Here is a 20,763-nt window from a genome sequence, read left to right as displayed (position 1 = left end):
GTCATCCTTTCACTCCGGATCCGAGGTCGTTCGAGGTGAAGTAGCGCTGGAAGATCAGGAACAGCGCCACCGCGGGAGCGGCGAGCACGACCGCGCCGGCCATCATGGCGCCGAAGGGGTTCGTGGTGGATGCCGCGATGTTCGAGATGAAGTTCGCGAGCGACACCGCCAGGGGCTGCATCGTCGCGTCCTTCGTGATGAGGAACGGCCAGAGGAACTCGTTCCACGGTCCGATGAAGGTCAGCAGCACTGCCGTCAGCAGAGCCGGGCGTACGAGCGGCAACGCGACGCTCCACAACAACCGGAACTCGTTCGCCCCGTCGATGCGGGCGGCGTCGAAGAGCTCCTTGGGCAGCTGCAGGAAGTACTGGCGGAAGATGACCACGGCCGTTGAGTTGATGAAGAACGGCAGGATCATGCCCAGGTAGCTGTCGCTCAGGCCGTAATCGCGGGCGATCATGACGTAGAGCGGGATCATCAGCAGCTGGAACGGGATCACCTGCACCAGCAGCACGAGTGCGAAGGTCGCGGATCGTCCGCGCCATTTCAGCACCGCGAGTGCGTACCCGGCGAGCACGCCGAAGACGAGCGTTCCGAGGATCACGCCGCCGGTGAAGATGCCCGAGTTCGCCAGCCCTTGCAGCAGGTTGATGCGACCGTCGATCGCGGTGTAGTTCTCCACCGTCAGGTTCGAAGGGTGCGGGAACGCCCCCGCGATCGAGGTGTCGGGGCTCGTCTGCAGCGACCCCGCGATCATGTAATAGAAGGGGAACAGAAACGCGAGGGCACCGACGGTCAGCACGCAGTACGTGACGATCTTGCTTCTCATGATTCCTCCCTTCCCACGAACCGGCGCTGCAGCAGCGCGATGACGAGCACGAAGATGATGAGCACCACACCGATGGCCGCGGCCACGTCGGGGTTCTGCTGCTCGATGCCCTTCTGGTAGATGAGGAGCACGGGCGACGTGGACGCGCCGTTGGGTCCGCCGCCGCTCGTGAGCAGGTAGGGCTCGGTGAAGAGGTTCGCGCCCGTGATGGTCGACAGCAGCACGACGAGGAACGTCGCCGGGCGCACGCCCGGCACGGTGACCGCGAAGAACTGACGGATGCGCCCGCCCCCGTCGACCGAGACCGATTCGTGCAGCTCGCGCGGCACGTTCTGCAGGGCCGCGAGGTAGAGCAGGATGTAGAAACCCAGGCCCTTCCACGTGACGAACAGCGCGATCGTGGGCATCGCCAGCGCGGAGTTGACCAGCCACGAGGGGTTCGGCGCGAGCGGCCCGAGCACGTTGTTGACCAGGCCCGTGTTCGAGAACAGGAACAGCCAGACGGCGACCACGGCGACGGATGCCGTGACGTAGGGCACGTAGAAGGCGACGCGGAAGAAGGTGCGGGCGCGCACCGCGCGGTCGAGCGCCGTTGCGAGCAGGATCGACAGCACCACGGTGAGCGGCACGTTGATCAGCAGGAAGACGCCGACGTTGCCGAAGGCCCGCCACACGTCGGGATCGGTCAGCGCGGTTACGTAGTTGTCGAACCCGACGAACGGCCGGTCGACCTGCGCGCCCGGGGCGGTGAAGAAGTAGTCGTGGAACGACATCCACACCGCGAAGATGATCGGATAGGCGAACACGACCCCGATGAAGATCAGGTACGGGGCGGAGAACAGGATGCCGAGCGGCTGCGCTCCGAACGCGCGGCGCCGCGTCCTGGTCGTGCTCTCCGCGCCCGCCGCACGGCCCGACCGCCCGGGGTCGCCCCCGGTACGGCCGGCCGTGCCGGCGACGGACGTGGTCATGTCACTTCCCCGCCGCGAGCTGGTCGATCTGGGTCTTGGCATCCGTCAAGAAGGTCGTGACGTCGCCCTCGCCGAAGATGACGGCCTTCGAGTAGCCGTCGCGGAACGCCTGCCAGATCTCCACGGAGTTCTGCACGTTCGGCACCTCGACGGTGCGTGCAGCCTGGTCGCCGAACTGCTGGTACGCGGGGTTGTCCGAGAAGTAGTCGGCGTAGGTCGTGGTGAGATCCGTGCGCAGCGGCATCTGGCCGGTCTCTTCGAGCCAGGTTCCGTCCTGCTCCTCACTGGTGGCGAACTTCAGCACGTCCCACGCGGTGGCCTTGTTGTCGCACGCGGTGAACAGGCCGACGTTCTTGGCATCGCTGAAGGTCCACGTGTCGCCGGCGGCGGTGCCGTTCTCGGTCGGCACGGGCACCGAGCCCCAGTTCACCTTGTCCTTGTAGACCGAGATGGCCCACGGCCCGACGATCGCCATGGCGGCCTGACCGTCGGCGAACGCGTCGCCCTGGTACTGCTCGTTTCCGGCGAGCTGGTCGGCGTAGATCGTGCGCCAGAAGTCGGCGACGGCCCTGCCGGCGGCGTCGTCGAACGTCGCCTGGCCGTCCTCGACCAGCTGCGTGCCGCCCGTCTGCGCGGCGTAGAGCGGGTAGAAGTCGAACCACGACTGGAAGAACTCGCTCGTGGGCGCCGGGTTGATGGCATACGGTGCGACCCCGGCTGACGTCAACGTCTGCGCGGTCTGGAGGAAGTCGGCGTAGGTCGACAGCTTCGGGTTCTCGGGGTCGAGCCCGGCCTTGGCGAAGAGGTCCTTGTTGTAGAAGATCATGACCGGGTTGCTCTTCCACGGCAGCTGGTAGAAACCGCCGTCATCGGAGCGGTACTGGTCGGCGAGGTCGCCGCTGCGGTCGGTGATGTACTGCTCGCCGTCGGAGAAGTCCGACAGGTTGACCAGACCGCCCTGCTTCTGGAAGCCCGGGACGGCCGCCGGCGAGGTGTTGAAGATGAGGCACGGGGCGTTGCCCGCCGTGATCGCGGCGGAGATGACCTCTTCGCTCGATGACCCGGCGGGGATCTCCTGAGCGGTGACCTGCTGGTCGGGGTTGGCGTCGTTCCACGCCTTCACCATCTGCTCGCCCCACGCGATCTCGGCGTCGTTGTTGGAGTACCAGATGGTGATCGGGCCGCGGGCGTCCATGCCCGAGCTCGCTCCTCCCCCACCGCTGCAGGCGGACAGGGCCAAGACGCCGGTGGCGGCGAGGGCTGTGGTCAGAATGCGTCGTCGCATGTCTTCCTCCTTGTGTGTGCGGGATGCCCCGCGGTGCGTCAGACGGTCGGCGGCGCCCCGGTCGAGGCGCGGACGATGAGTCGGGGATCGGGGAGAGCGAGGGCCTCGGCAGCGGCGCCGGTGGTGGCGGCGAGCAGCGCCCGGGCGGCCGCCGCGCCCCACCCGCGCGCGTCGGTGGCGACGCTGGTGAGGGCGGGGAAGAGGTGGCGACCGATCTCGGCGTCGTCGAACCCGGTGATCGAGAGGTCGCGCGGCACGACGAGCCCGCGGCGTTGCGCACGGCCGAGGCCGGCGATCGCCATGTTGTCGTTCGAATAGACGATCGCGGTCGGCGGCACGGCGGCATCGAGCAGCGAGTCCGTGGCGCGGGCCCCGTCGGCGGCGCTGAAGTCGGTCGGCACGACTCGGGACCGGATGCCGCGGTCCCGAGCCGCCGCTTCGAACGCCGCCGCCCGGCTGCGGCCGTGAAGCATCGCGGTCGGCCCCGCGACGTGCGCGATGTCGGTGTGGCCGAGGTCGGCGAGGTGGTCGACCGCGAGCCGGATGCCCGCTCCGTCGTCGACCGAGACCGACGTGAACGGGCTGTCGACGTCGGGGACCCCGAGCGTGACGGCCGCGATGCCGAGCTCGGCGACCAGCGCGATGCGGGGGTCGCCCGCGCGCAGGTCGGACAGGATCACGCCGTCGACGCGCCGATCGGCGACGAGGCCGCGGTAGGTCTCGTCTTCGTGGCGCCCGGGGGTGGCCGCCGCCAGCACGAGGACCTGGCCCGAAACCGAGAACTCGTCTTCGACACCGGCGATGAACGAGGGGAAGAAGGGGTCGGCGGCGATCACGTCGGGGCTGCGGCCGATGACGAGCCCGCACGCGAAGGCGCGTCCGACGCTCAGCGAGCGCGCCCGCAGACTCGGGCTCCACCCCATGTCGGCGGCGACCGTGAGGATGCGGTCGCGGGTATCGGGCGCGACGCCGGGTCGACCGTTGAGGGCGAACGATACGAGGCCCTTGCTGACCCCGGCGCGGCGCGCGACGTCTGCGATGGTGGGTCGCGTGTCATTCGTCATCGTGCACCTCGTCGTGGCATCCATGGTTCTAAACCGGTTCAGTGCTGACGAGCCTAAACCGGTTCAGGACGCGCGTCAACCCCGCCGGGAGCGATACCCGGTCGGCCTTCTGCGCTTCGGGGCGCGTACCGCGCACCGGGGCGTGCGTTGAGCGCCCCGGTGCACCTTTCGCGCCCCGAACCGTTCGACCGCCGGGGGCGCACGCCGCAACCCCTCCCCGATGTCGGTGGCCGTCGCTAGCGTGAGGGCATGAGCGAACGCGAATACGACCTGATCGTCATCGGCGCGGGCCCGGTGGGCGAGAACGTGGCCGACCGTGCCGTGCAGGCCGGTCTCACCGCCGCCATCGTGGAGTCCGAGCTCGTGGGTGGCGAGTGTTCGTACTGGGCGTGCATGCCGTCGAAGGCGCTGCTGCGCAGCGGCGCCGCCCTGCGCGCGGCCCGCGAGGTCGACGGCGCGAAGCAGGCGATCACAGGCGATCTCGACGTGGCCGCGGTGCTGCGGCGCCGCGACACGATGACGAGCAACTGGGACGATTCGGGCCAAGTGCAGTGGCTGGAGGGCGCTGGAATCGACCTCGTCCGCGGACACGGACGGCTCACCGGCGAGAAAACGGTGCGCGTCACCGCGGCCGACGGCAGCACCACCGATCTCGTCGCGCGTCACGCCGTCGCGGTCTGCACGGGATCCGCCGCTCTCCTGCCCGACATCCCGGGCCTGGCCGATGTCTCGCCGTGGACGAGCCGCGAGGCCACCGCGGTGGAGCAGATCCCCGCCTCGCTCGCGATCATCGGCGGCGGCGTCGTCGGGGCCGAGATGGCGACCGCTTTCCAGAGCCTCGGCAGCGAGGTCACGATCATCGCCCGCTCGGGCCTGCTCGGCGGCAACGAACCGTTCGCCGGCGAGCTGGTGGCATCCTCGCTCCGCGACCGCGGGGCGACCTTGAAGACGGGGGCGGATGCCGCGTCCGCGGGACGCGACGACGACGGCCGTGTGGTGCTCGAGCTGTCCGACGGCACCACCGTGACCGCCGACGAGGTGCTCGTCGCGACCGGACGCGTGCCACGCACCGACGACCTCGGACTGGATGCCGTCGGCCTCACCCCCGGCGAGTGGCTCGACGTCGACGACACCCTCCGCGTGCGGGGCTCGGAGTGGCTCTACGCGGTCGGAGACGTCAACCACCGCGCACTGCTGACCCACCAGGGCAAGTATCAGGCGCGCGCCGCCGGCGACGTCATCGCCGCCCGCGCGAAGGGCGACGAAGTGGATGACGCCCCCTGGGGCGCCCACGTCGCCACCGCCGACCACGATGCCGTCCCCCAGGTCACCTTCACCGACCCCGAAGTGGCATCCGTGGGTCTCACCGCGAAGAAGGCCGACGAGAAGGGCCTGAACGTCAAGGTCCTCGATTACGACCTCGCGAGCATCGCGGGTTCCAGCGAGCAGTCCGACGCCTACGTCGGCAAAGCCCGCGCGATCGTCGACCTCGACCGCGGCGTGCTCGTCGGCGCGACCTTCGTGGGGCCCGATATCGCCGAGCTGCTGCACTCCGCGACGATCGCGATCGTCGGCGAGGTGCCCGTGAAGCGCCTGTGGCACGCGGTGCCGTCGTACCCGACGGTCAGCGAGGTGTGGCTGCGCCTGCTCGAGACCCTGGGCCGCGACTCGGCCTGAGCGGCAGCGCGCGGCGCGGCGGGCCGTGAGGATGCCCGGCAGCCTTGTCGCCCCCGCCGCAGGCCTGCCGTCTCGACCGTCCCCCGCGTAGGGTCGCACCATGCCACGCTCCGTCGCCCTGATCCGTGGAGTCGGTGGACCCACGGCCATGAGAATGCCCGCGCTGCGCGAGGTCCTGGCATCCGCCGGTCTGGGCGAGGTCGAGACGCTGCAGGTGGCCGGCAACCTCGTTCTCGACCCGGGGCGGCGCAGCTCGGCCGCCGTGGCGAAAGCGGTGCGCGCGGCGGTGCGCGAGGGTTTCGGCTTCGATCTGCCCGTCATCGTCCGCACGCACGCCGAACTCGCCGATGCGCACGCACGGAACCCCTTCGCCGATGCCGCCGAGGGGCGGTGGGTGCAGACGGTCTTCCTCGCCGAGCCCGTCGAGACGGCGGTGCCCGAGCTCCCCTCCGGTGCGCCGGAGGAAGCAGTGGTCGACGGCCGGGAAGTGTTCGTGCGGTACCCCGAGGGCATCGGCGGATCGAAGGTGCAGGCGGGCTACATCGAGAAGCGGCTCGGCGTCGTCGGCACCGCACGCAACGCCAACACCGTCGCGAAGCTCATCGCGATGAGCGCGTGACGCGCGGCAGCGGCGCCGCCGCCGGCCGCGCTCGCCCCGGGCGCCGCACCACCGGCATCCCCCTCCCCCACCCCACCGATAAACGCCATCCGTGTCGAGAAACGCGCAGCCACCGCGTTTCTCGACACGAACAGCGTTTGTCGGCGGTCAGAGCCCGACCGCTGCATCCCGCGCACGCCGCACCCGGCGCACGCGACGACGCCGCCGCAACCGGAGCTGCGACGGCGTCGAAAGAGCGATGGCTCAGTGGAAGAAGTGACGCTCCCCCGTGAAGAACATCGTCACGCCCGCGGCGCGCGCGGCGTCGATGACCTCGGCGTCCCGCACTGACCCCCCGGGCTGGATGATCGCGGAGATGCCCGCGTCGATCAGCACCTGCGGACCGTCGGCGAAGGGGAAGAACGCATCGGATGCCGCGATCGAGCCGTGGGCGCGGTCGCCCGCGCGCTCGACGGCGAGGCGGCACGAGTCGACGCGGTTGACCTGGCCCATGCCGATGCCGACGGTGGCCGAGGCCTGGGCGAGCACGATCGCGTTGGACTTCACCGCGCGGCACGACTTCCACGCGAAGATGAGGCTCTCCATGTCGGCCTCGGCGGGGCGCTCTCCCGAGACGAGCTCCCAGTTCTTCGCGACCGACTCGATGTCGTCGGGGAAGCGGTCGGCGTCCTGCAGCAGCAGCCCGCCCGACACCAGGCGCACGTCCATGCGCTCCTGCTGCCAGTCGGTGGGAAGCTGCAGCACGCGCAGGTTCTTCTTGAGCTTGAACACCTCGAGCGCCTCGGGCTCGAAGTCGGGCGCGATGATGACCTCGGTGAAGATGTCGCGCAGGTTCTCGGCCATCTTCAGCGTCACCGTGCGGTTCGCGGCGATGACCCCGCCGAACGCCGACACGGGGTCGCACTCGTGGGCGCGCAGGTGCGCCGACGCGATCGGGTCGAGGGCGTTCGGGGCGGCCACGGCGATCCCGCAGGGGTTCGCGTGCTTGATGATCGCCACCGCGGGCTTGACCATGTCGAAGGCCGCGCGAAGAGCCGCGTCGGCGTCGACGTAGTTGTTGTACGACATCTCCTTGCCCTGCAGCTGCGTGGCCTGGGCGATGCCGTGCCCGCCGACGCGCGTGTAGATCGCCGCGCGCTGGTGCGAGTTCTCGCCGTAGCGCAGGGTCGACAGGCGCTCGGCCTGGATCGTCAGGTGCGCGGGCAGGTCGATGTCGTCGCCGAGCGTGCCCTCGGCGAACCACGTCGACACGGCGGTGTCGTACGCGGCGGTGTGCGAGAACGCGCGCGCGGCGAGCTCGCGACGCTGCACGAGGGTGGTGCCGCCCTGCTCCTGCAGCGCGTCGATGATCGCGGGGTACGACTCGGGCGAGACGACGATGGCGACGTTGGCGTGGTTCTTCGCCGAGGCGCGCACCATGGCCGGCCCGCCGATGTCGATCTGCTCCACGACGTCGTCGCCCTCGGCACCGGATGCCACGGTCTCGACGAACGGGTAGAGGTTGACCACGACGAGCTCGAAGGGACGGATGCCGAGGTCGTCAAGCTGCGCTTCGTGCGAGGCCAGGCGCAGGTCGGCGAGCAGGCCCGCGTGGACGTTCGGGTGCAGCGTCTTGACGCGACCGTCGAGCGATTCCGGGAAGCCGGTCACGGCCGAGACGTCGGTGACGTCGTAGCCGGCCTCGCGCAGCAGCGTCGCGGAGCCGCCGGTCGAGACGATCTCGACGCCGGCGGCCGCGAGAGCAGCTCCGAGCTCGAGGAGCCCGGTCTTGTCGCTCACCGAGACCAGGGCGCGGCGGATCGGGACGATGTCGCGGGGACGGTAGTCGGCGGGGTCGTGGCGGGGTCCGGCCATGGCGTTCGGCTCCTGTGTCTCGAGACGGGTTCGGGAACACGACGGGCCGGCGCCCGCCGCGCGGGTCAGACGGTTCGGGATGCCGCGGCGGCGAGGTCGAGCTCGCCCTCCGCGATGCGGCGCACCACGTCGATCAGCAGACGACGCTCGACGGGCTTGATGCGCTCGTGCAGGGTGTGCTCGTCGTCGCCGGGGAGCACGGGGATGCGCTCCTGGGCGAGGATCGGGCCGGTGTCGACGCCGGAATCGACGACGATCACGCTCGCGCCGGTCTGCGCGACGCCCGCGGCGAGTGCGTCGCGCACGCCGTGCGCCCCGGGGAATTCGGGGAGGTACGCGGGGTGCGTGTTGATGATGCGCGGTTCCCACGCGGCGACGAGGTCGGCGGGCAGCAGGCGCATCATCCCGCTGAGCACGACGAGGTCGGGGTTCCACACGGCCAGCTGCGCTCCGAGCTCGGCACCCCACTCCTCGCGCGTCGCGAACGCGCCGAAGGGAACGAGGAAGGTCGGGATGCCGAAGTGCTCGGCGTGCGCGAAGCCCTCGGCCTCGCGATCAGCACCGACCGCGACCACGCGCGCCGGGAAGTCGGGGGCGGAAGCCGCCTCGAGCAGGGCGCGGAGGTTGGAGCCGGTGCCGGAGATGAGGACGGCGACCGTGAGCACGGAGGTCAGTCTACGCAGGTGCGTCCAGCGCCGCCGAGCCGCCGGGCGCAGCGCCGAGCGTGCGGCCTCTCGTGAGCACCCCGCCGTCGATGGGGGCGGACCCGGGTCGCGGCGCGCTCAGGACCGCGGGCCGGAGTCGCGCTCGTCGGTCGCCGCCCAGGCCGCGCGGATGCGCGCCTGGACCTCGTCGTCGTCGAGGATCGCCCCGTCCGCGGCCGCCACGGCATCCGTGCCGGCTCGACCGCCCGGGAGGGCGACCTCGTCGGGGCCGCGGTAGGCACTCGGCCACACGTCGTGCGCGATCCCCGTGCCCGGGGCCGACACGCTCGGCGCGGGGCCGGTCGCGTGGTCGTCGCGGTCGAACGGGACGTGCGCGCGCGGCGCGAACGAGAAGGAGGGGAGCTCGTCCCCGTGGTCGGCACGCAGGTCGGTGCGCTCCTCCCGGTCGGCGTCGCCCAATCGGGGACTCAGCAGCAGGATCGCCAGACCGACGAGCACCTCGAGACCGAGCGCGAGGGCGAGCGGACCGGGCTGAGGGCCCGTGTCGGCGAGGCGACCGGGGCCGATCGCACCGGTCGAGACGACGGCGGCGAGCGCTCCGACGCCACCGGTGAGCACCGCCACCGACGCCGCCACGACGAGGCGGGGCGCGAGCGGTTCGGGGTCGGCCGTCGACGGCATCCGCGACCGCAGCACCCACCCCGTGAGGGCCCCGACTCCCACCGGCAGCAGGACGAGCAGCAGCAGCCACGACGACGTCGAGTCGGGCACCGCCCCGAGCACCGGGATTCCGGGCAGCGCCCCGACCTGCGTCGCGGCGGGCGTGACGGCGGAGTCGGTCCCGAGCGCGAAGCCCGGGCCGGCGGTGAAGGCGAGGGCCCACAGCACGAGGGTCGGCAGGTACATCAGCTGGCCGAGGGCGATGACGGTCGCACCGATCCCGTCGGCGTTGCTGGCCTGGTAGAGCCCGATCACCTGGGTCGAACGGGCGACGAGACCCGCGACCACGACGATCGCGCCCACGGCCACGAGGCCCAGGGTGGTCAGCGCGAGTCCGCGCAGCACGAGGCTAGGTACGGGCGCCCAGGCCCGCGGCATCCGGTCGATCCACCCCCGTACGGCGTCGACGGGACCGTCGTCGCCGACCCGCCACGCGCCGAGCACGGCGCCGATGAACGACGGCACGAGGAACAACAGCGAGGGAAGCAGGATGGCGAGCCACGTCTCGGATGCCACGAGAGCGGCGTTCGAGGTGAGGGCGACGATGCTCGACAGCGCCGCGAACACCAGCGAGCCCGACAGCCAGCCGGTCAGCGCGGCTCCCGCCTCTCCGGCGCGCACGCCCGATCGGGCGGCGAACAGGGCGGTGAAGGCGGCGAACGCCAGCGGCGCGAGCGACAGGGTGAACGTCGCGAGCGCGGGATCGATGCCGGTCGCCGCGAGGTAGGTGTCGGGGAGGGTCAGCGTCACGGGGACGAGGTGCCCGAGGTGCCACACGGCGGCCGAGGCCGGCCAGAGCGCCGCCCAGTCGGGATCGCCCACGCCGAAGACCCACAGCAGCGTGAGGGGCGCGAGGACGACCGCGATGCCGCCCGCGGCGGCCAGGACGGCGTCGAGAGCGGCGAGGAGGGCGACAAGAAGGCGATGCATGGGCGTGAGGAACCCTACCCGCGCGGTCCCAGGCCGCCGCTCAGGCGCGGCGGGCGGGGTCGGATCCACACGGGCCGCCGGCACGCGACCATCGAGGCTCGAGTCCCGGGAGCGCAAAAGCGCTCCGCGTCGGACGCCCCGCGCACGCGGCACCCGTCAGGGCGCGGCGGCATCTCGTGGACGCCCGCGCGGCTGCGCCGCCGCGGGGGCCGGCTTACTCGACCGGCTCCAGCACGAAGAGCTCGATGCGGCGGTCGGTCTTCTTCTGGTACTCGTCGTAGTCGGGCCAGACCTCCGTGGCGTAGCCCCACCACTCCTCGCGCTCGGCCCCCTCGGCCTGGTGCGCGTCGTACTCCTTCTTCACGTCGCCGTCTTGCAGCGCGACGCGGGGGTTCTTCACGAGGTTGAAGTACCAGGCCGGGTGATCGGGAGCACCGCCCTTGGATGCCACGACCGCATACTTGCCGTCGTGCTCGACGCGCATGAGCGCGGTCTTGCGCAGGCCGCCCGTTTTGGCGCCGACGGTGGTGAGGACGATGATGGGTACGCCCCGCATGTCGGCGGACTCCTTGCCCCCCGTGGCTTCGTACGTCTCCGCCTGCGTGCGGGCCCATTCACTGGTGCTGGGTAGATACTCTCCTGAGAGTGACATAGCTCACACGATACGTCTGCGTCTCCCCCTCCGGTCCAGACCCTCCCCCTCTTTCCTGGAGCCTTCCATGAGCGCTTCCGCTCCCGAGACCACCGCCGTCCCCGCCCCGAAGAACCGCCTCGACAAGTTTTTCGAGATCACCGCGCGCGGCTCGACCGTCAGCGCCGAGGTGCGCGGTGGCGTCGTCACGTTCGTGACGATGGCGTACATCGTCATCCTGAATCCGATCATCCTGTCGGGTACGCCCGACGTCTCGGGGAACGCCCTCGGGTTCCCGCAGGTCGCCGCGGTCACCGCCCTCACCGCGGGCGTGATGACCATGCTGTTCGGCCTGGTGACCCGGATGCCGTTCGCCTTCGCCGCGGGACTGGGCATCAACTCGTTCCTCGCCGTCGGCATCGTGGGCGAGGTCACCTGGCCCGAGGCGATGGGACTGGTCGTCATCAACGGCCTCATCATCGTGCTGCTGGCCGTCACGGGCCTGCGCCGCATGATCTTCGAGGCGGTGCCCCTCGCACTCAAGACCGCGATCACCGTCGGCATCGGCCTGTTCATCGCCTTCATCGGCTTCGTTGACAGCGGCCTGGTCACCTCGACCGGACTCAGCTCGCCCCCGGTCGGCCTCGGCGTGGGCGGCTCGATCGCGACCATCCCGACCGCCCTGTTCGTGCTGACCCTCGTCATCACCGCGGTCCTGCTCGTGCGCAAGGTGAAGGCCGCGCTGCTCATCGGTCTGCTCTCGGGCACCGTGATCGCCGTCATCGTCGAGGCCGTCATGGGCCTCGGCGCCAAGGCGGACGGCAACCCCGGAGGCTGGGGCCTGAGCGTTCCGACGCTGCCCTCGCAGTGGGTGAGCCTCCCCGATCTCTCGCTCGTGGGCCAGGTCGACCTCGCCGGCTCGTTCGGCCGCATCGGCGCCCTCGCGGCCCTCATGCTCGTCTTCACCCTGGTCTTCACGAACTTCTTCGACGCCATGGGCACGATGACCGGGCTCTCGCGCGAAGCGGGCCTCGCCGCCCCCGACGGCACCTTCCCGCGCCTGCGCTCCGCTCTGGTCATCGAGGGCATCGGCGCCGTGGCGGGAGGCGCGACCTCGTCGTCGTCGAACACCGTCTTCATCGAGTCGGGCTCCGGCATCGGCGAGGGGGCACGCACGGGCCTCGCGAACGTCGTCACCGGCGGCCTCTTCCTGCTCGCGATGTTCTTCACCCCGCTGACGAGCATCGTGCCCACCGAGATCGCCGCCGCCGCCCTCGTCATCGTCGGCGCGCTGATGATGGCCCAAATCCGCCACGTCGACCTCAGTGACATGTCGGTGCTCATCCCCGTGTTCCTCACGGTCACGGTCATGCCCCTGACGTACTCGATCGCCAACGGCATCGGCGCGGGATTCGTCAGCTGGGTGCTCATCCAGGCACTGTCCGGCCGCGCCCGCCGCGTGAGCCCGCTGCTGTGGATCGTCGCCGCCGGCTTCGTGATCTTCTTCGCGCGCGGTCCGGTGGAGGCGCTGCTCGGCTGAGCGCGGTCGCTTCTCGGGGCCCGGATGCCACGGCATCCGGGCCTCTTTTCCGTCGGCGCCACGGCGGCCGTGCGTGCTCCCCCACCGATCGTGATCCCGGGCAGCGTCCGCTGAGCCGCGCGAGATCATACGTTCGGCGCGATGTCACACGTTCCGACGACGCAGGTGCGTGTGACCTCGCGCCGATCGTGTGATCTCGCGCGCGGTAGCACCCAATCGGCCGCCCGGGAACGCGAAAGGGGCCCGGATGCCATGGCATCCGGGCCCCGCGGAGAGTGCTGCTTACAGGCTCTCGATGATCTCGCGCATCAGGGCGGCGGTCTCGGACGGCGTCTTGCCGACCTTCACGCCGGCGGCCTCGAGGGCCTCCTTCTTCGCCTGGGCGGTACCGGCCGAGCCGGAGACGATGGCGCCGGCGTGGCCCATGGTCTTGCCCTCGGGAGCGGTGAAGCCGGCGACGTAACCCACGACGGGCTTGGTGACGTTGGCCTTGATGAAGTCGGCGGCGCGCTCTTCGGCGTCTCCACCGATCTCACCGATCATGACGATGGCCTTGGTCTCGGGGTCGGCCTCGAACGCCGCGAGGGCGTCGATGTGCGTCGTGCCGATGACCGGGTCGCCGCCGATGCCGATGGCGGTCGAGAAGCCGAGGTCGCGCAGCTCGAACATCATCTGGTAGGTCAGGGTGCCCGACTTCGACACGAGGCCGATGGGTCCCTTGCCGGTGATGTTCGCGGGGGTGATGCCCACGAGCGCCTCGCCGGGCGTGATGATGCCGGGACAGTTCGGGCCGATGATGCGGGTCTTCTCGCCCTTCGACTTCGCGTACGCCCACGCCTCGGCGGTGTCGCCGACGGGCACGCCCTCGGTGATCACGACGAGGAGGGGGATCTCGGCGTCGATGGCCTCGACCATCGCATCCTTCGTGAAAGCCGGGGGCACGAACGCGATCGACACGTCGGCGCCGGTCTCGCGCATGGCCTCTTCGACCGACGCGTAGACGGGGAGCTCGACGTCGTTGCCCGACGCGTCCTTGTGCGAGACGGTGGTGCCGGCCTTGCGGGCGTTCACGCCGCCGACGACCTGGGTACCGGCCTTGAGCATGAGGGCGGTGTGCTTGGTGCCCTCGCCGCCGGTGATGCCCTGGACGATGACCTTGGAGTCCTTGTTGAGGTAGATCGACATTTCTCTCTGTCCCTATCCCTTACGCGTTGGCCAGTTCGGCGGCCTTGTCGGCGCCCTCGTCCATACCGGCGGCGAGGGTGACGAGCGGGTGGTTGGCGGCGGCGAGGATCTCGCGACCCTCCTCGACCTGGTTGCCGTCGAGGCGGACGACCAGCGGCTTGGTCGCGGTGTCGCCGAGGATCTCGAGGGCCTTCACGATGCCCTCGGCCACGGCGACGCACGAGGTGATGCCGCCGAAGACGTTGACGAAGACGCTCTTGACCTGCTCGTCGCCGAGGATGACGTCGAGACCGGCGGCCATGACGGTCGCCGAGGCGCCGCCACCGATGTCGAGGAAGTTGGCGGGCTTGACGCCACCGTGCTTCTCGCCGGCGTAGGCGACGACGTCGAGGGTCGACATGACCAGACCCGCGCCGTTGCCGATGATGCCGACCTGGCCGTCGAGCTTGACGTAGTTGAGGTCGTGCTGCTTGGCCTTGGCCTCGAGGGGGTCGGCGGCATCCTTGTCTTCGAGCTCTTCGTGCTCGGGGTGGCGGAAGCCGGCGTTCTCGTCGAGCGAGACCTTGCCGTCGAGGGCGATGATGTCGCCGTCCTCGCTCTGGATGAGCGGGTTCACCTCGACGAGCGTGGCGTCCTCGCCCTTGTAGACGTTGAAGAGCTTGACGAAGACGTCGGCCACCTTCGGGGCCAGCTCGTCGTCGAACTTCGCGGCCTTCGCGATCTCGAGGGCCTTCTCGGGGGTGATGCCCTCGAGCGGGTCGACCTCGACGCGGGCGAGCGCCTCGGGACGCTCGACGGCGAGCTCCTCGATCTCCATGCCGCCCTCGACGCTCGAGAGCGACAGGTAGGAGCGGTTGGCGCGGTCGAGGAGCACCGAGAAGTAGAACTCCTTGGCGATGCGGGCGCCGGCGGCGACCATGACGCGCTTGACGACGTGACCCTTGATGTCGAGGCCGAGGATGGCCTGCGCCGCCTCGAACGCCTCGTCGGGGTTCTTCGCGACCTTCACACCGCCGGCCTTGCCGCGGCCTCCGGTCTTGACCTGAGCCTTGACGACGACGACACCGCCGAGCTTCTCAGCGGCCGCCTTCGCCTCCTCAGGGGTGTCGGCGATGATGCCGGCGAGCACCGGCACCTCGTACTTTTCGAACAGATCACGTGCCTGGTACTCGTAGAGATCCACGGACAATCCTTCGCTGGGCGATCGGTGGTGGGAGGAGGCGAGATCTCTCGACATCAAGAGATCTTCACCAGGGGTCAACCCTACTAGACGGGGCGGAACCGCCCCGACCCTTGCCCCTTCAAAGGGAGGGGATCCCGGAAGCCGCCATGGTCGGCAGAGCAATCTGTGAGAGGTTCGAGGCATGCTTTCACGAGGTCGTTTGTCCGTGCTGGCCCTGTTCGCGACCACGAGCACACTCGCATTTACCGCCTGCGGTTCGGCCGACTCCTCAGACGGCCCATTGACTGCAGCGCAAGACGCAGCTGTGAGCGTCGACTCCGTTGCAGTCACGTTCGAACTCGATGGAAAGACGCACACAATCGTCGGTTCCGTCGCCGGTGGTCTGCGCACCTGCGACGACCGTTTCGTCACCGTCGCCACGAAGGAGTTCCCGGACGCCGGCGTTCAACTGAGCCTGACCGAAGACTCCGCCCGCGCGAACGTCGCCGCGTGGGCGGTCGGCGACTACGCCGTGCAGTTCCTCGGCGAAGGAGACATCGAGCGCAGCAACGCAGACTCGGCCGTGAGCGGCTCGAACGTGTCGGGAACGGCCACCGTCCGCGTGGTCCCGGCGGGAACGACCCCCCGCCTCAAGGACCTCGACATGCCGGGCGGCGATCGCGTCGAGGCGACCGCAACCTTCTCGGTCGAATGCCCGGCGCCGTGAGGGTCGCCCGGTCCCGGCCCTGCGACTCCGGCGATGTGGGCGGTGAGACGCGTTCCGGTTGCCTGCCCTCCTTGGTCTGACCGAGCTCTTCCGCGTAGGGTGTCGAACTGATCCGCGCATGAAGCATCTACCGGGTGGGGGCAAGATGTCGGACGTGGATTTCTGGTTGTTGCCGGAAGGTCTCGAACAGCAGGCGGACGTGATCGACCAGTGGACCACGCAAGTCGCCCAGCTCAATGCCGCACTCGTACCGATCATGCTGCAGACGGACTCCGAAGCACTCCTGTACAACTACGCAATCGGACAGATGTCGGCGATGCACACCGACCTGCTGCAGTGGAATGCGCATCTGCAGAACGTCTTTTCCGGCATCAGCGCGGAGCTACGCGCTAATGCCGCCGAGGGCCGCGAGATCGATCTCTACGGAGCAGCACGCGTCGACCGAATTTCTCCGTCGGAATTCAACGGATTCCAGGCACCGGCAGATCGGCCTTACCGACCGGGTAACGCCCTCGCCCCGCCGACGGAGAGATGGGACGAGCCCGATGCTCCGACCTATTCGCCGATGGCGCCGAATATTGCCTTCTACCTCGATGCGGGGCCCGGGGCCTTCGATGGCTACGACGGCTGGGCCAAGCGCCGTCGATGAGCGCGATGACGGCAGCGTCGAGTACCGAGGCACTGCGGTGGGGGCCGCGTCGCTGTCACGCAGCTCACCGATGCGTCGACGGCGACCCCGCCCGATGTCGATGCCGCGATCGAGAACGCGCAGCAGTACGACGCGACGATCGACTTCGCGCTCACGTGCCCGCCCGCGTCGTGACCTGATCCGTCCGCTCGCTCCGCCTCGGCCGCGCCGGCTCGCTTCTCCGGGTCCGGCGCGGCGCACCACGTCGCTTCGATCGGCGCTGGTCAATTTCCCGAGCCGCCCATCGCGCGAGATCGGCGCGACACCGCCAGCGACCAGACGTAACCTCCGTTCGACTCGGATGAGTGAACCCACCAGGATGCGTCGGCACTGAGCTGCCACCCCGAGCCCCTCGCGGAGGGAATCGGGATGAGGTCGACCCCGAGCAGGGGCACGGGACGGGTGGCCTTCCAGATCGCCTCGGCTTGAGTCCATTGTCGAGCGCTGCGGATGGGCGATGCGCACCACCGACTTGCGGCGCGGAAGGCGGCAGGCCGGTGACGGTCGGTCCGCTCGACGTCGATGCCGCAGGGGAACACGGATCGACTGACCATCGCACGACCCGGGGTTGCCGTTGTGCTCCAGTGCATGCCGCATCCCGGACACACCCACCGTCCGCTCGCCGCGGCGCGGGGGCTGCAATGCCCTCCACCCTCGCAAGACGTCACCTTCACGATCTCTCGCAGGACGCGCGAAGCAGACTGTTCGAGCAGTCGGCCGAGCGCGTCGGTTGGAGAGGGACGGGCCTCGACGGACCACACCGCCGCTTTCAGACCCTCAGGCGTCGCGAGATCGAACGACGACGGACTGATAGCTGCCTCCCACCTCGTACGACGAGACGATCGCCCGCCTCGGTACTGAACGGCCCGGGCTCGCTCGCGCTCTCCGATCGAGGGCGCCGTCGTCCGTCTCCTCGCTCATCCAGAGCGCGTGAGCGACACCGAGCAACGCCGACGAGGCCCCCGCGTCGCCGAAGATCTCCTTGGGCGCCGAGAGGACGGCCGAACTCAGACCGGCATCCCGAACCGCCGTCGTCTCGGTGTCGTCGATCGCAGCGCGACCGCACGCCGCCGAGACGACGACGTCCACGTCGCACGCGGCGACTCCTGCGTCGACCAGAGCGCTTCGGAACGACCGCGACCAGCCGTCGCTCGAGGCCTCGAGTCGTCCCGGGCCACTCGCGTCCCCGGTCATGCCGAATCCCTCGATCCACCCCATCGTCTTTTCCTGCGGAGCCGTCGCGGCCGCCTCCAGAAGAACGGCCACGCCGGCTCCGCCGAAGACCTTGCCCGAGTCCCGGAACGGGAGACAGCGTTCCCGCGAGAGGAATCCATCGATACGCGCGTGCGCCGCCAGCATCGCCACGGGCGCCTCGTCCGCCGAGAGCACCACCATCCGGTCCGCCGCTCCGCGCTGGATCAGACGGGTGGCGAAGTGGAGCGCGGAGATGCCCGACGTCCCGCCCGCGCAGATCGTGGCCGTGGGTCCTTGAAGTCTGTTGAGCAGGGCGACGTGGCCACCGGCCGCGTTCATGACGGTGTTCGGGAAAAGGCGCGTGTTGCCGGCCCCTGTCACGATGAGTTCTCTTTGAAAGGCCTCCACCGTGGACAGGGGGCCCGTTCCGGTGGCGAAGATCAACCCCGTGCGCGCGGCTTCGTCGCGGCTCAGCTTGCGTTCGCGCAACAGATCCGCCACCACGACCGCGGAGCGGCGTCCGAGGTTGTCGATGCGGCGCAGCATCTGCGGGTTCACACCGCGCGTGAGGTGCTTCTCCGGGATCTCGGCAACCGGGAAGTCCCCATAGCCCTCGAGCGCCACCCGTTGTGTTCCGTACGCCGGCCTCCACTCCTGGAGGAGGTCTCGCACCTCGGCTGAGTCTTTGGCATCCGCCGCGATGGCTGCGATTCCGGTGATGACGACGGGGCGTTCCGTCGACGCAGACGACTCCCGCCGAGCCGCGGGATCGTCGCGAGTGAGCAGGAGGGATGCGTTGTTGCCGCCGAACGCGAAGGAGTTGGACAGCGCCACGGAAAGTGGAGCCGTTCGTCCAGCCGCGGGGACGATATCGAGGCCATGGGGTGCGTCCGTCGCATCGGGCGGAACGACCGTCGGGGGGAACACGCCGTCGCGAAGCGCGAGCACGGTCGTCACCGCTTCGACCGCCCCGGCAGCCCCCAGCGTGTGTCCGATCATCGACTTCGTGGAGCCGAGGGGAGGCGGGTCGGACGGACGCAGCTGGGCGACGGCTCGCGTCTCGGTGCTGTCGTTGGCGGGTGTTCCCGTGCCGTGCCCGTTCACGTACTCCACGTCGCGGGGCGACAGTCCGCCCATGTCGAGCGCGGCTCTCATCGCGCGAAGCGCGCCCCGCCCGGTGGGGTCAGGAGCGGTGGGGTGGTGCGCGTCCGCGCTGAGGCCGTAGCCCCGGACAACGGCGAGGACGGGGATGCCGCGCGCGTGCGCCGCGGACCGCCTCTCGAGCACGACGACACCGGCCCCCTCGCCGAGGTTGAGGCCGCTGCTGCGCGTGTACGGGGCGCAGTGCAGGGGGTCCAGCGCCTCGAGGCAGGAGAACCCGCCGAAGGAGAAGTAGGCGAGAGGATCGACCCCTCCCGCGATCACGACATCCGCGTGCCCGCTTTCGAGGAGTTCCACGCCGTACGCGATCGCGACCGCCCCCGCGGCGCACGCATTCGACTGCACGGTTCGAGGGCCGGTGTAGCCGAACTGCTCCGCGATGTAGTCCGCGACCGAATGGAGGGGATATTGGCGGAGGAGGCTCGCGTCCGCACGTCGCAACCCCTCTTCGAGCCACTGGCGGTGAAAGGCCTCACCGGAGCGTGCGCCACCCAACGATGTTCCGAACGAGATGCCCACGCGCTCCGGTGCATAGTCGGCCGCCGCGAGACGGGCGCCGGCGACGGCCTCCTCGGTCGCATCGAGCGCCATGGCATGGCATCGGTCGACCCCACCCCGCCCGGCTCGGCGCGGCACAGCGGCCTTCCAGTCGGAACCCCCGGGCAGTTCCCCCGCGAGTTGCGAGATGAAGCCGTCGGCGTCGACCGACGTCACACGGGAGATGCCGGAAGAACCTGCGGTGATGGCGGCCCAGCTTCGTTGCGCGTCGAGGCCGACAGCCGCGAGCAACCCGACCCCGGTGACGGCGACGTCGGAGGCGTTCATCCGATGGTCTCGGTCCAGGAGACGGGCTGGACCGCCGGCCGCGACACTGTCCGGATCGTCCCGCCGTCAGCGGTCAGCTCCAGCCCGGGGACGTCGAAGGGGGCATCGAGCAGGGCGAGGGCATAGCCGCCCTCGCCGTCGATATCGGCCGCGCAGAGATGGATGCGACCCACCGTCACCCCGCCCGCCTCGACCGCGCTTCCACGCTCGAGGGAACGGGTCGCTCGAACGGCGACGAGTCGGCGTTCAGGCGGGACGGCGTGACCGGCTCCACGGTACGGGTCTTCGCGACCGACTCCCGCCGCCCACCCGGCCCCCGCCTCGAGCACGGTGACGCCGTCGAACTGGTCGGGCACCACCGGATGGTTCACCTCGATCCGCGCCCGGAGGAGAGCCTCGGGGCCGACGAATGCACCCCCGACCTGGGCCAGTCGGGGCCGGAGGACGTCCATGAGCACTCCCGGGCTCACATCTGCGACGACGACGTACCCGTACTCGGCCGTCGTGCCGGTTCGTGCGAGCAGCGCGACCGACGACCCCGGGATCTCGATGGGCTGCCATTCGTTCAGGAGCAGGGTCGCGATGTCGTCCGCGGCGAGCCCACCGACGACTTCCCACGAGCGGGGGCCCTCGACGGCGAGGACTCCCCAGCCGGTGAGGGCGTCGACTGTCACATCGCGGATTCCGAGCGCGAGCGCGACCGCGCGCAGGTCCTCGCCGACCTCCGTGCGATGCTCCGAGATGAGGAGGGTGCGGTCCTCATCGAGAACGGCGAGCACGGAGTCCACGACCCGGCCATCGTCATCGAGCACGAGCGAGTCGACGACCGACCCTGGCGGGGCGAACTCGGTCGGCCGGGCGATGACGTGCGACAGAAGGGCGCCGCGACCCGCACCTCCGATCGAATGGATGGTCGTGCCGCGCGCGTAGGCGCCCGCGGTTCGACGAAGCGAGAAGTACTCCGAGCTCGTGGACATGATTCTCCTTGGAAGGTCGTCGGTCGAGTTGTCTGCGTCTGCGAAGGGGACGACCGCGG

General features: G+C 70.0%; 17 protein-coding genes. 5 read left to right on the top strand and 12 right to left on the bottom strand.

Features of this window, described 5'->3' with window-relative positions:
- Position 1 precedes the first annotated feature (1 nt).
- From AB1K56_RS11530 to AB1K56_RS11515, 4 genes are read right to left on the bottom strand one after another with little or no spacing between them, the layout of a single operon-like run.
- A complete protein-coding gene (locus AB1K56_RS11530) occupies positions 2-829 on the bottom strand; it encodes a carbohydrate ABC transporter permease (protein WP_371205748.1) in 828 nt (275 codons plus the stop codon).
- Positions 826-1,800, bottom strand: coding sequence for a carbohydrate ABC transporter permease (locus AB1K56_RS11525; RefSeq protein ID WP_371205747.1), 975 nt, complete (start codon positions 1,798-1,800; stop codon positions 826-828). The genes AB1K56_RS11530 and AB1K56_RS11525 overlap by 4 nt, the downstream gene beginning before the upstream one ends.
- 1 nt (position 1,801) lies before the next feature.
- A complete protein-coding gene (locus AB1K56_RS11520; RefSeq protein ID WP_371205746.1) occupies positions 1,802-3,085 on the bottom strand; it encodes an extracellular solute-binding protein in 1,284 nt (427 codons plus the stop codon).
- Positions 3,086-3,123: 38 nt separating this feature from the next.
- Positions 3,124-4,149 carry a LacI family DNA-binding transcriptional regulator gene (locus AB1K56_RS11515; protein ID WP_371205745.1) on the bottom strand — a complete coding sequence of 342 codons (1,026 nt, stop codon included), beginning with the start codon at positions 4,147-4,149 and terminating at the stop codon, positions 3,124-3,126.
- 249 nt (positions 4,150-4,398) lie between these two features.
- Between AB1K56_RS11515 and AB1K56_RS11510 the strand changes: the two genes are divergently transcribed.
- Positions 4,399-5,826 carry an NAD(P)/FAD-dependent oxidoreductase gene (locus tag AB1K56_RS11510; protein ID WP_371205744.1) on the top strand — a complete coding sequence of 476 codons (1,428 nt, stop codon included), beginning with the start codon at positions 4,399-4,401 and terminating at the stop codon, positions 5,824-5,826.
- Between the two features lie 100 nt (positions 5,827-5,926).
- Positions 5,927-6,445, top strand: coding sequence for a DUF1697 domain-containing protein (locus tag AB1K56_RS11505; RefSeq protein WP_371205743.1), 519 nt, complete (start codon positions 5,927-5,929; stop codon positions 6,443-6,445).
- Between the two features lie 243 nt (positions 6,446-6,688).
- On the opposite strand, the gene purH is transcribed toward AB1K56_RS11505, so the two are convergent.
- From purH to AB1K56_RS11485, 4 genes are all read right to left on the bottom strand, one after another.
- Positions 6,689-8,299 (bottom strand): bifunctional phosphoribosylaminoimidazolecarboxamide formyltransferase/IMP cyclohydrolase, encoded by a 1,611-nt coding sequence (purH, locus tag AB1K56_RS11500; RefSeq protein WP_264630158.1) that lies wholly within the window; start codon positions 8,297-8,299, stop codon positions 6,689-6,691.
- Between the two features lie 65 nt (positions 8,300-8,364).
- Positions 8,365-8,964 (bottom strand): phosphoribosylglycinamide formyltransferase, encoded by a 600-nt coding sequence (gene purN / locus AB1K56_RS11495; protein WP_371205742.1) that lies wholly within the window; start codon positions 8,962-8,964, stop codon positions 8,365-8,367.
- Positions 8,965-9,081: 117 nt separating this feature from the next.
- A complete protein-coding gene (locus tag AB1K56_RS11490) occupies positions 9,082-10,614 on the bottom strand; it encodes a DUF6350 family protein (protein WP_371205741.1) in 1,533 nt (510 codons plus the stop codon).
- 214 nt (positions 10,615-10,828) lie between these two features.
- Positions 10,829-11,266, bottom strand: a complete 438-nt coding sequence (locus AB1K56_RS11485; protein ID WP_136587114.1) for a nitroreductase family deazaflavin-dependent oxidoreductase — start codon at positions 11,264-11,266, stop codon at positions 10,829-10,831.
- 67 nt (positions 11,267-11,333) lie between these two features.
- Between AB1K56_RS11485 and AB1K56_RS11480 the strand changes: the two genes are divergently transcribed.
- The gene (locus tag AB1K56_RS11480; RefSeq protein ID WP_371205740.1) at positions 11,334-12,785 is read left to right on the top strand and encodes an NCS2 family permease; all 1,452 of its coding nucleotides are present in this window, start codon (positions 11,334-11,336) and stop codon (positions 12,783-12,785) included.
- A 282-nt stretch (positions 12,786-13,067) separates the two neighbouring features.
- Here AB1K56_RS11480 and sucD read toward each other — a convergent pair whose 3' ends face one another.
- Complete coding sequence (gene sucD, locus AB1K56_RS11475; protein WP_136587116.1) at positions 13,068-13,970, bottom strand: succinate--CoA ligase subunit alpha; 903 nt, start codon at positions 13,968-13,970, stop codon at positions 13,068-13,070.
- 19 nt (positions 13,971-13,989) lie between these two features.
- Entirely contained in the window at positions 13,990-15,153 is a 1,164-nt protein-coding gene (gene sucC / locus AB1K56_RS11470; protein WP_076674037.1) for an ADP-forming succinate--CoA ligase subunit beta, read from the bottom strand.
- A gap of 304 nt (positions 15,154-15,457) precedes the next feature.
- Between sucC and AB1K56_RS11465 the strand changes: the two genes are divergently transcribed.
- The gene (locus tag AB1K56_RS11465; RefSeq protein WP_371205739.1) at positions 15,458-15,859 is read left to right on the top strand and encodes a hypothetical protein; all 402 of its coding nucleotides are present in this window, start codon (positions 15,458-15,460) and stop codon (positions 15,857-15,859) included.
- A gap of 154 nt (positions 15,860-16,013) precedes the next feature.
- Positions 16,014-16,508 (top strand): hypothetical protein, encoded by a 495-nt coding sequence (locus tag AB1K56_RS11460; RefSeq protein WP_371205738.1) that lies wholly within the window; start codon positions 16,014-16,016, stop codon positions 16,506-16,508.
- A gap of 816 nt (positions 16,509-17,324) precedes the next feature.
- Here AB1K56_RS11460 and AB1K56_RS11455 read toward each other — a convergent pair.
- Positions 17,325-19,727 carry a beta-ketoacyl-[acyl-carrier-protein] synthase family protein gene (locus AB1K56_RS11455; RefSeq protein WP_371205737.1) on the bottom strand — a complete coding sequence of 801 codons (2,403 nt, stop codon included), beginning with the start codon at positions 19,725-19,727 and terminating at the stop codon, positions 17,325-17,327.
- Positions 19,724-20,704: an aminomethyl transferase family protein gene (locus tag AB1K56_RS11450; RefSeq protein ID WP_371205736.1), complete on the bottom strand. Its 981-nt coding sequence runs from the start codon at positions 20,702-20,704 to the stop codon at positions 19,724-19,726. The genes AB1K56_RS11455 and AB1K56_RS11450 overlap by 4 nt, the downstream gene beginning before the upstream one ends.
- Positions 20,705-20,763 lie beyond the last annotated feature (59 nt).

It is taken from the genome of Microbacterium sp. BWR-S6Y (assembly GCF_041379845.1).
GTDB classification, from domain to species: Bacteria; Actinomycetota; Actinomycetes; order Actinomycetales; family Microbacteriaceae; genus Microbacterium; species Microbacterium hydrothermale.
The sequence above is the reverse complement of the archived record's forward strand: the minus strand, read 5'-3'. Positions and strand labels throughout refer to the sequence as shown.

Coding starts and splice junctions, on each gene's coding strand:
- AB1K56_RS11530 (WP_371205748.1), bottom strand. CDS start 829: ATGAGAAGCAAGATCGTCACGTACTGCGTGCTGACCGTCGGTGCCCTC.
- AB1K56_RS11525 (WP_371205747.1), bottom strand. CDS start 1,800: ATGACCACGTCCGTCGCCGGCACGGCCGGCCGTACCGGGGGCGACCCC.
- AB1K56_RS11520 (WP_371205746.1), bottom strand. CDS start 3,085: ATGCGACGACGCATTCTGACCACAGCCCTCGCCGCCACCGGCGTCTTG.
- AB1K56_RS11515 (WP_371205745.1), bottom strand. CDS start 4,149: ATGACGAATGACACGCGACCCACCATCGCAGACGTCGCGCGCCGCGCC.
- AB1K56_RS11510 (WP_371205744.1), top strand. CDS start 4,399: ATGAGCGAACGCGAATACGACCTGATCGTCATCGGCGCGGGCCCGGTG.
- AB1K56_RS11505 (WP_371205743.1), top strand. CDS start 5,927: ATGCCACGCTCCGTCGCCCTGATCCGTGGAGTCGGTGGACCCACGGCC.
- purH (WP_264630158.1), bottom strand. CDS start 8,299: ATGGCCGGACCCCGCCACGACCCCGCCGACTACCGTCCCCGCGACATC.
- AB1K56_RS11490 (WP_371205741.1), bottom strand. CDS start 10,614: ATGCATCGCCTTCTTGTCGCCCTCCTCGCCGCTCTCGACGCCGTCCTG.
- AB1K56_RS11485 (WP_136587114.1), bottom strand. CDS start 11,266: ATGTCACTCTCAGGAGAGTATCTACCCAGCACCAGTGAATGGGCCCGC.
- AB1K56_RS11480 (WP_371205740.1), top strand. CDS start 11,334: ATGAGCGCTTCCGCTCCCGAGACCACCGCCGTCCCCGCCCCGAAGAAC.
- sucD (WP_136587116.1), bottom strand. CDS start 13,970: ATGTCGATCTACCTCAACAAGGACTCCAAGGTCATCGTCCAGGGCATC.
- AB1K56_RS11455 (WP_371205737.1), bottom strand. CDS start 19,727: ATGAACGCCTCCGACGTCGCCGTCACCGGGGTCGGGTTGCTCGCGGCT.
- AB1K56_RS11450 (WP_371205736.1), bottom strand. CDS start 20,704: ATGTCCACGAGCTCGGAGTACTTCTCGCTTCGTCGAACCGCGGGCGCC.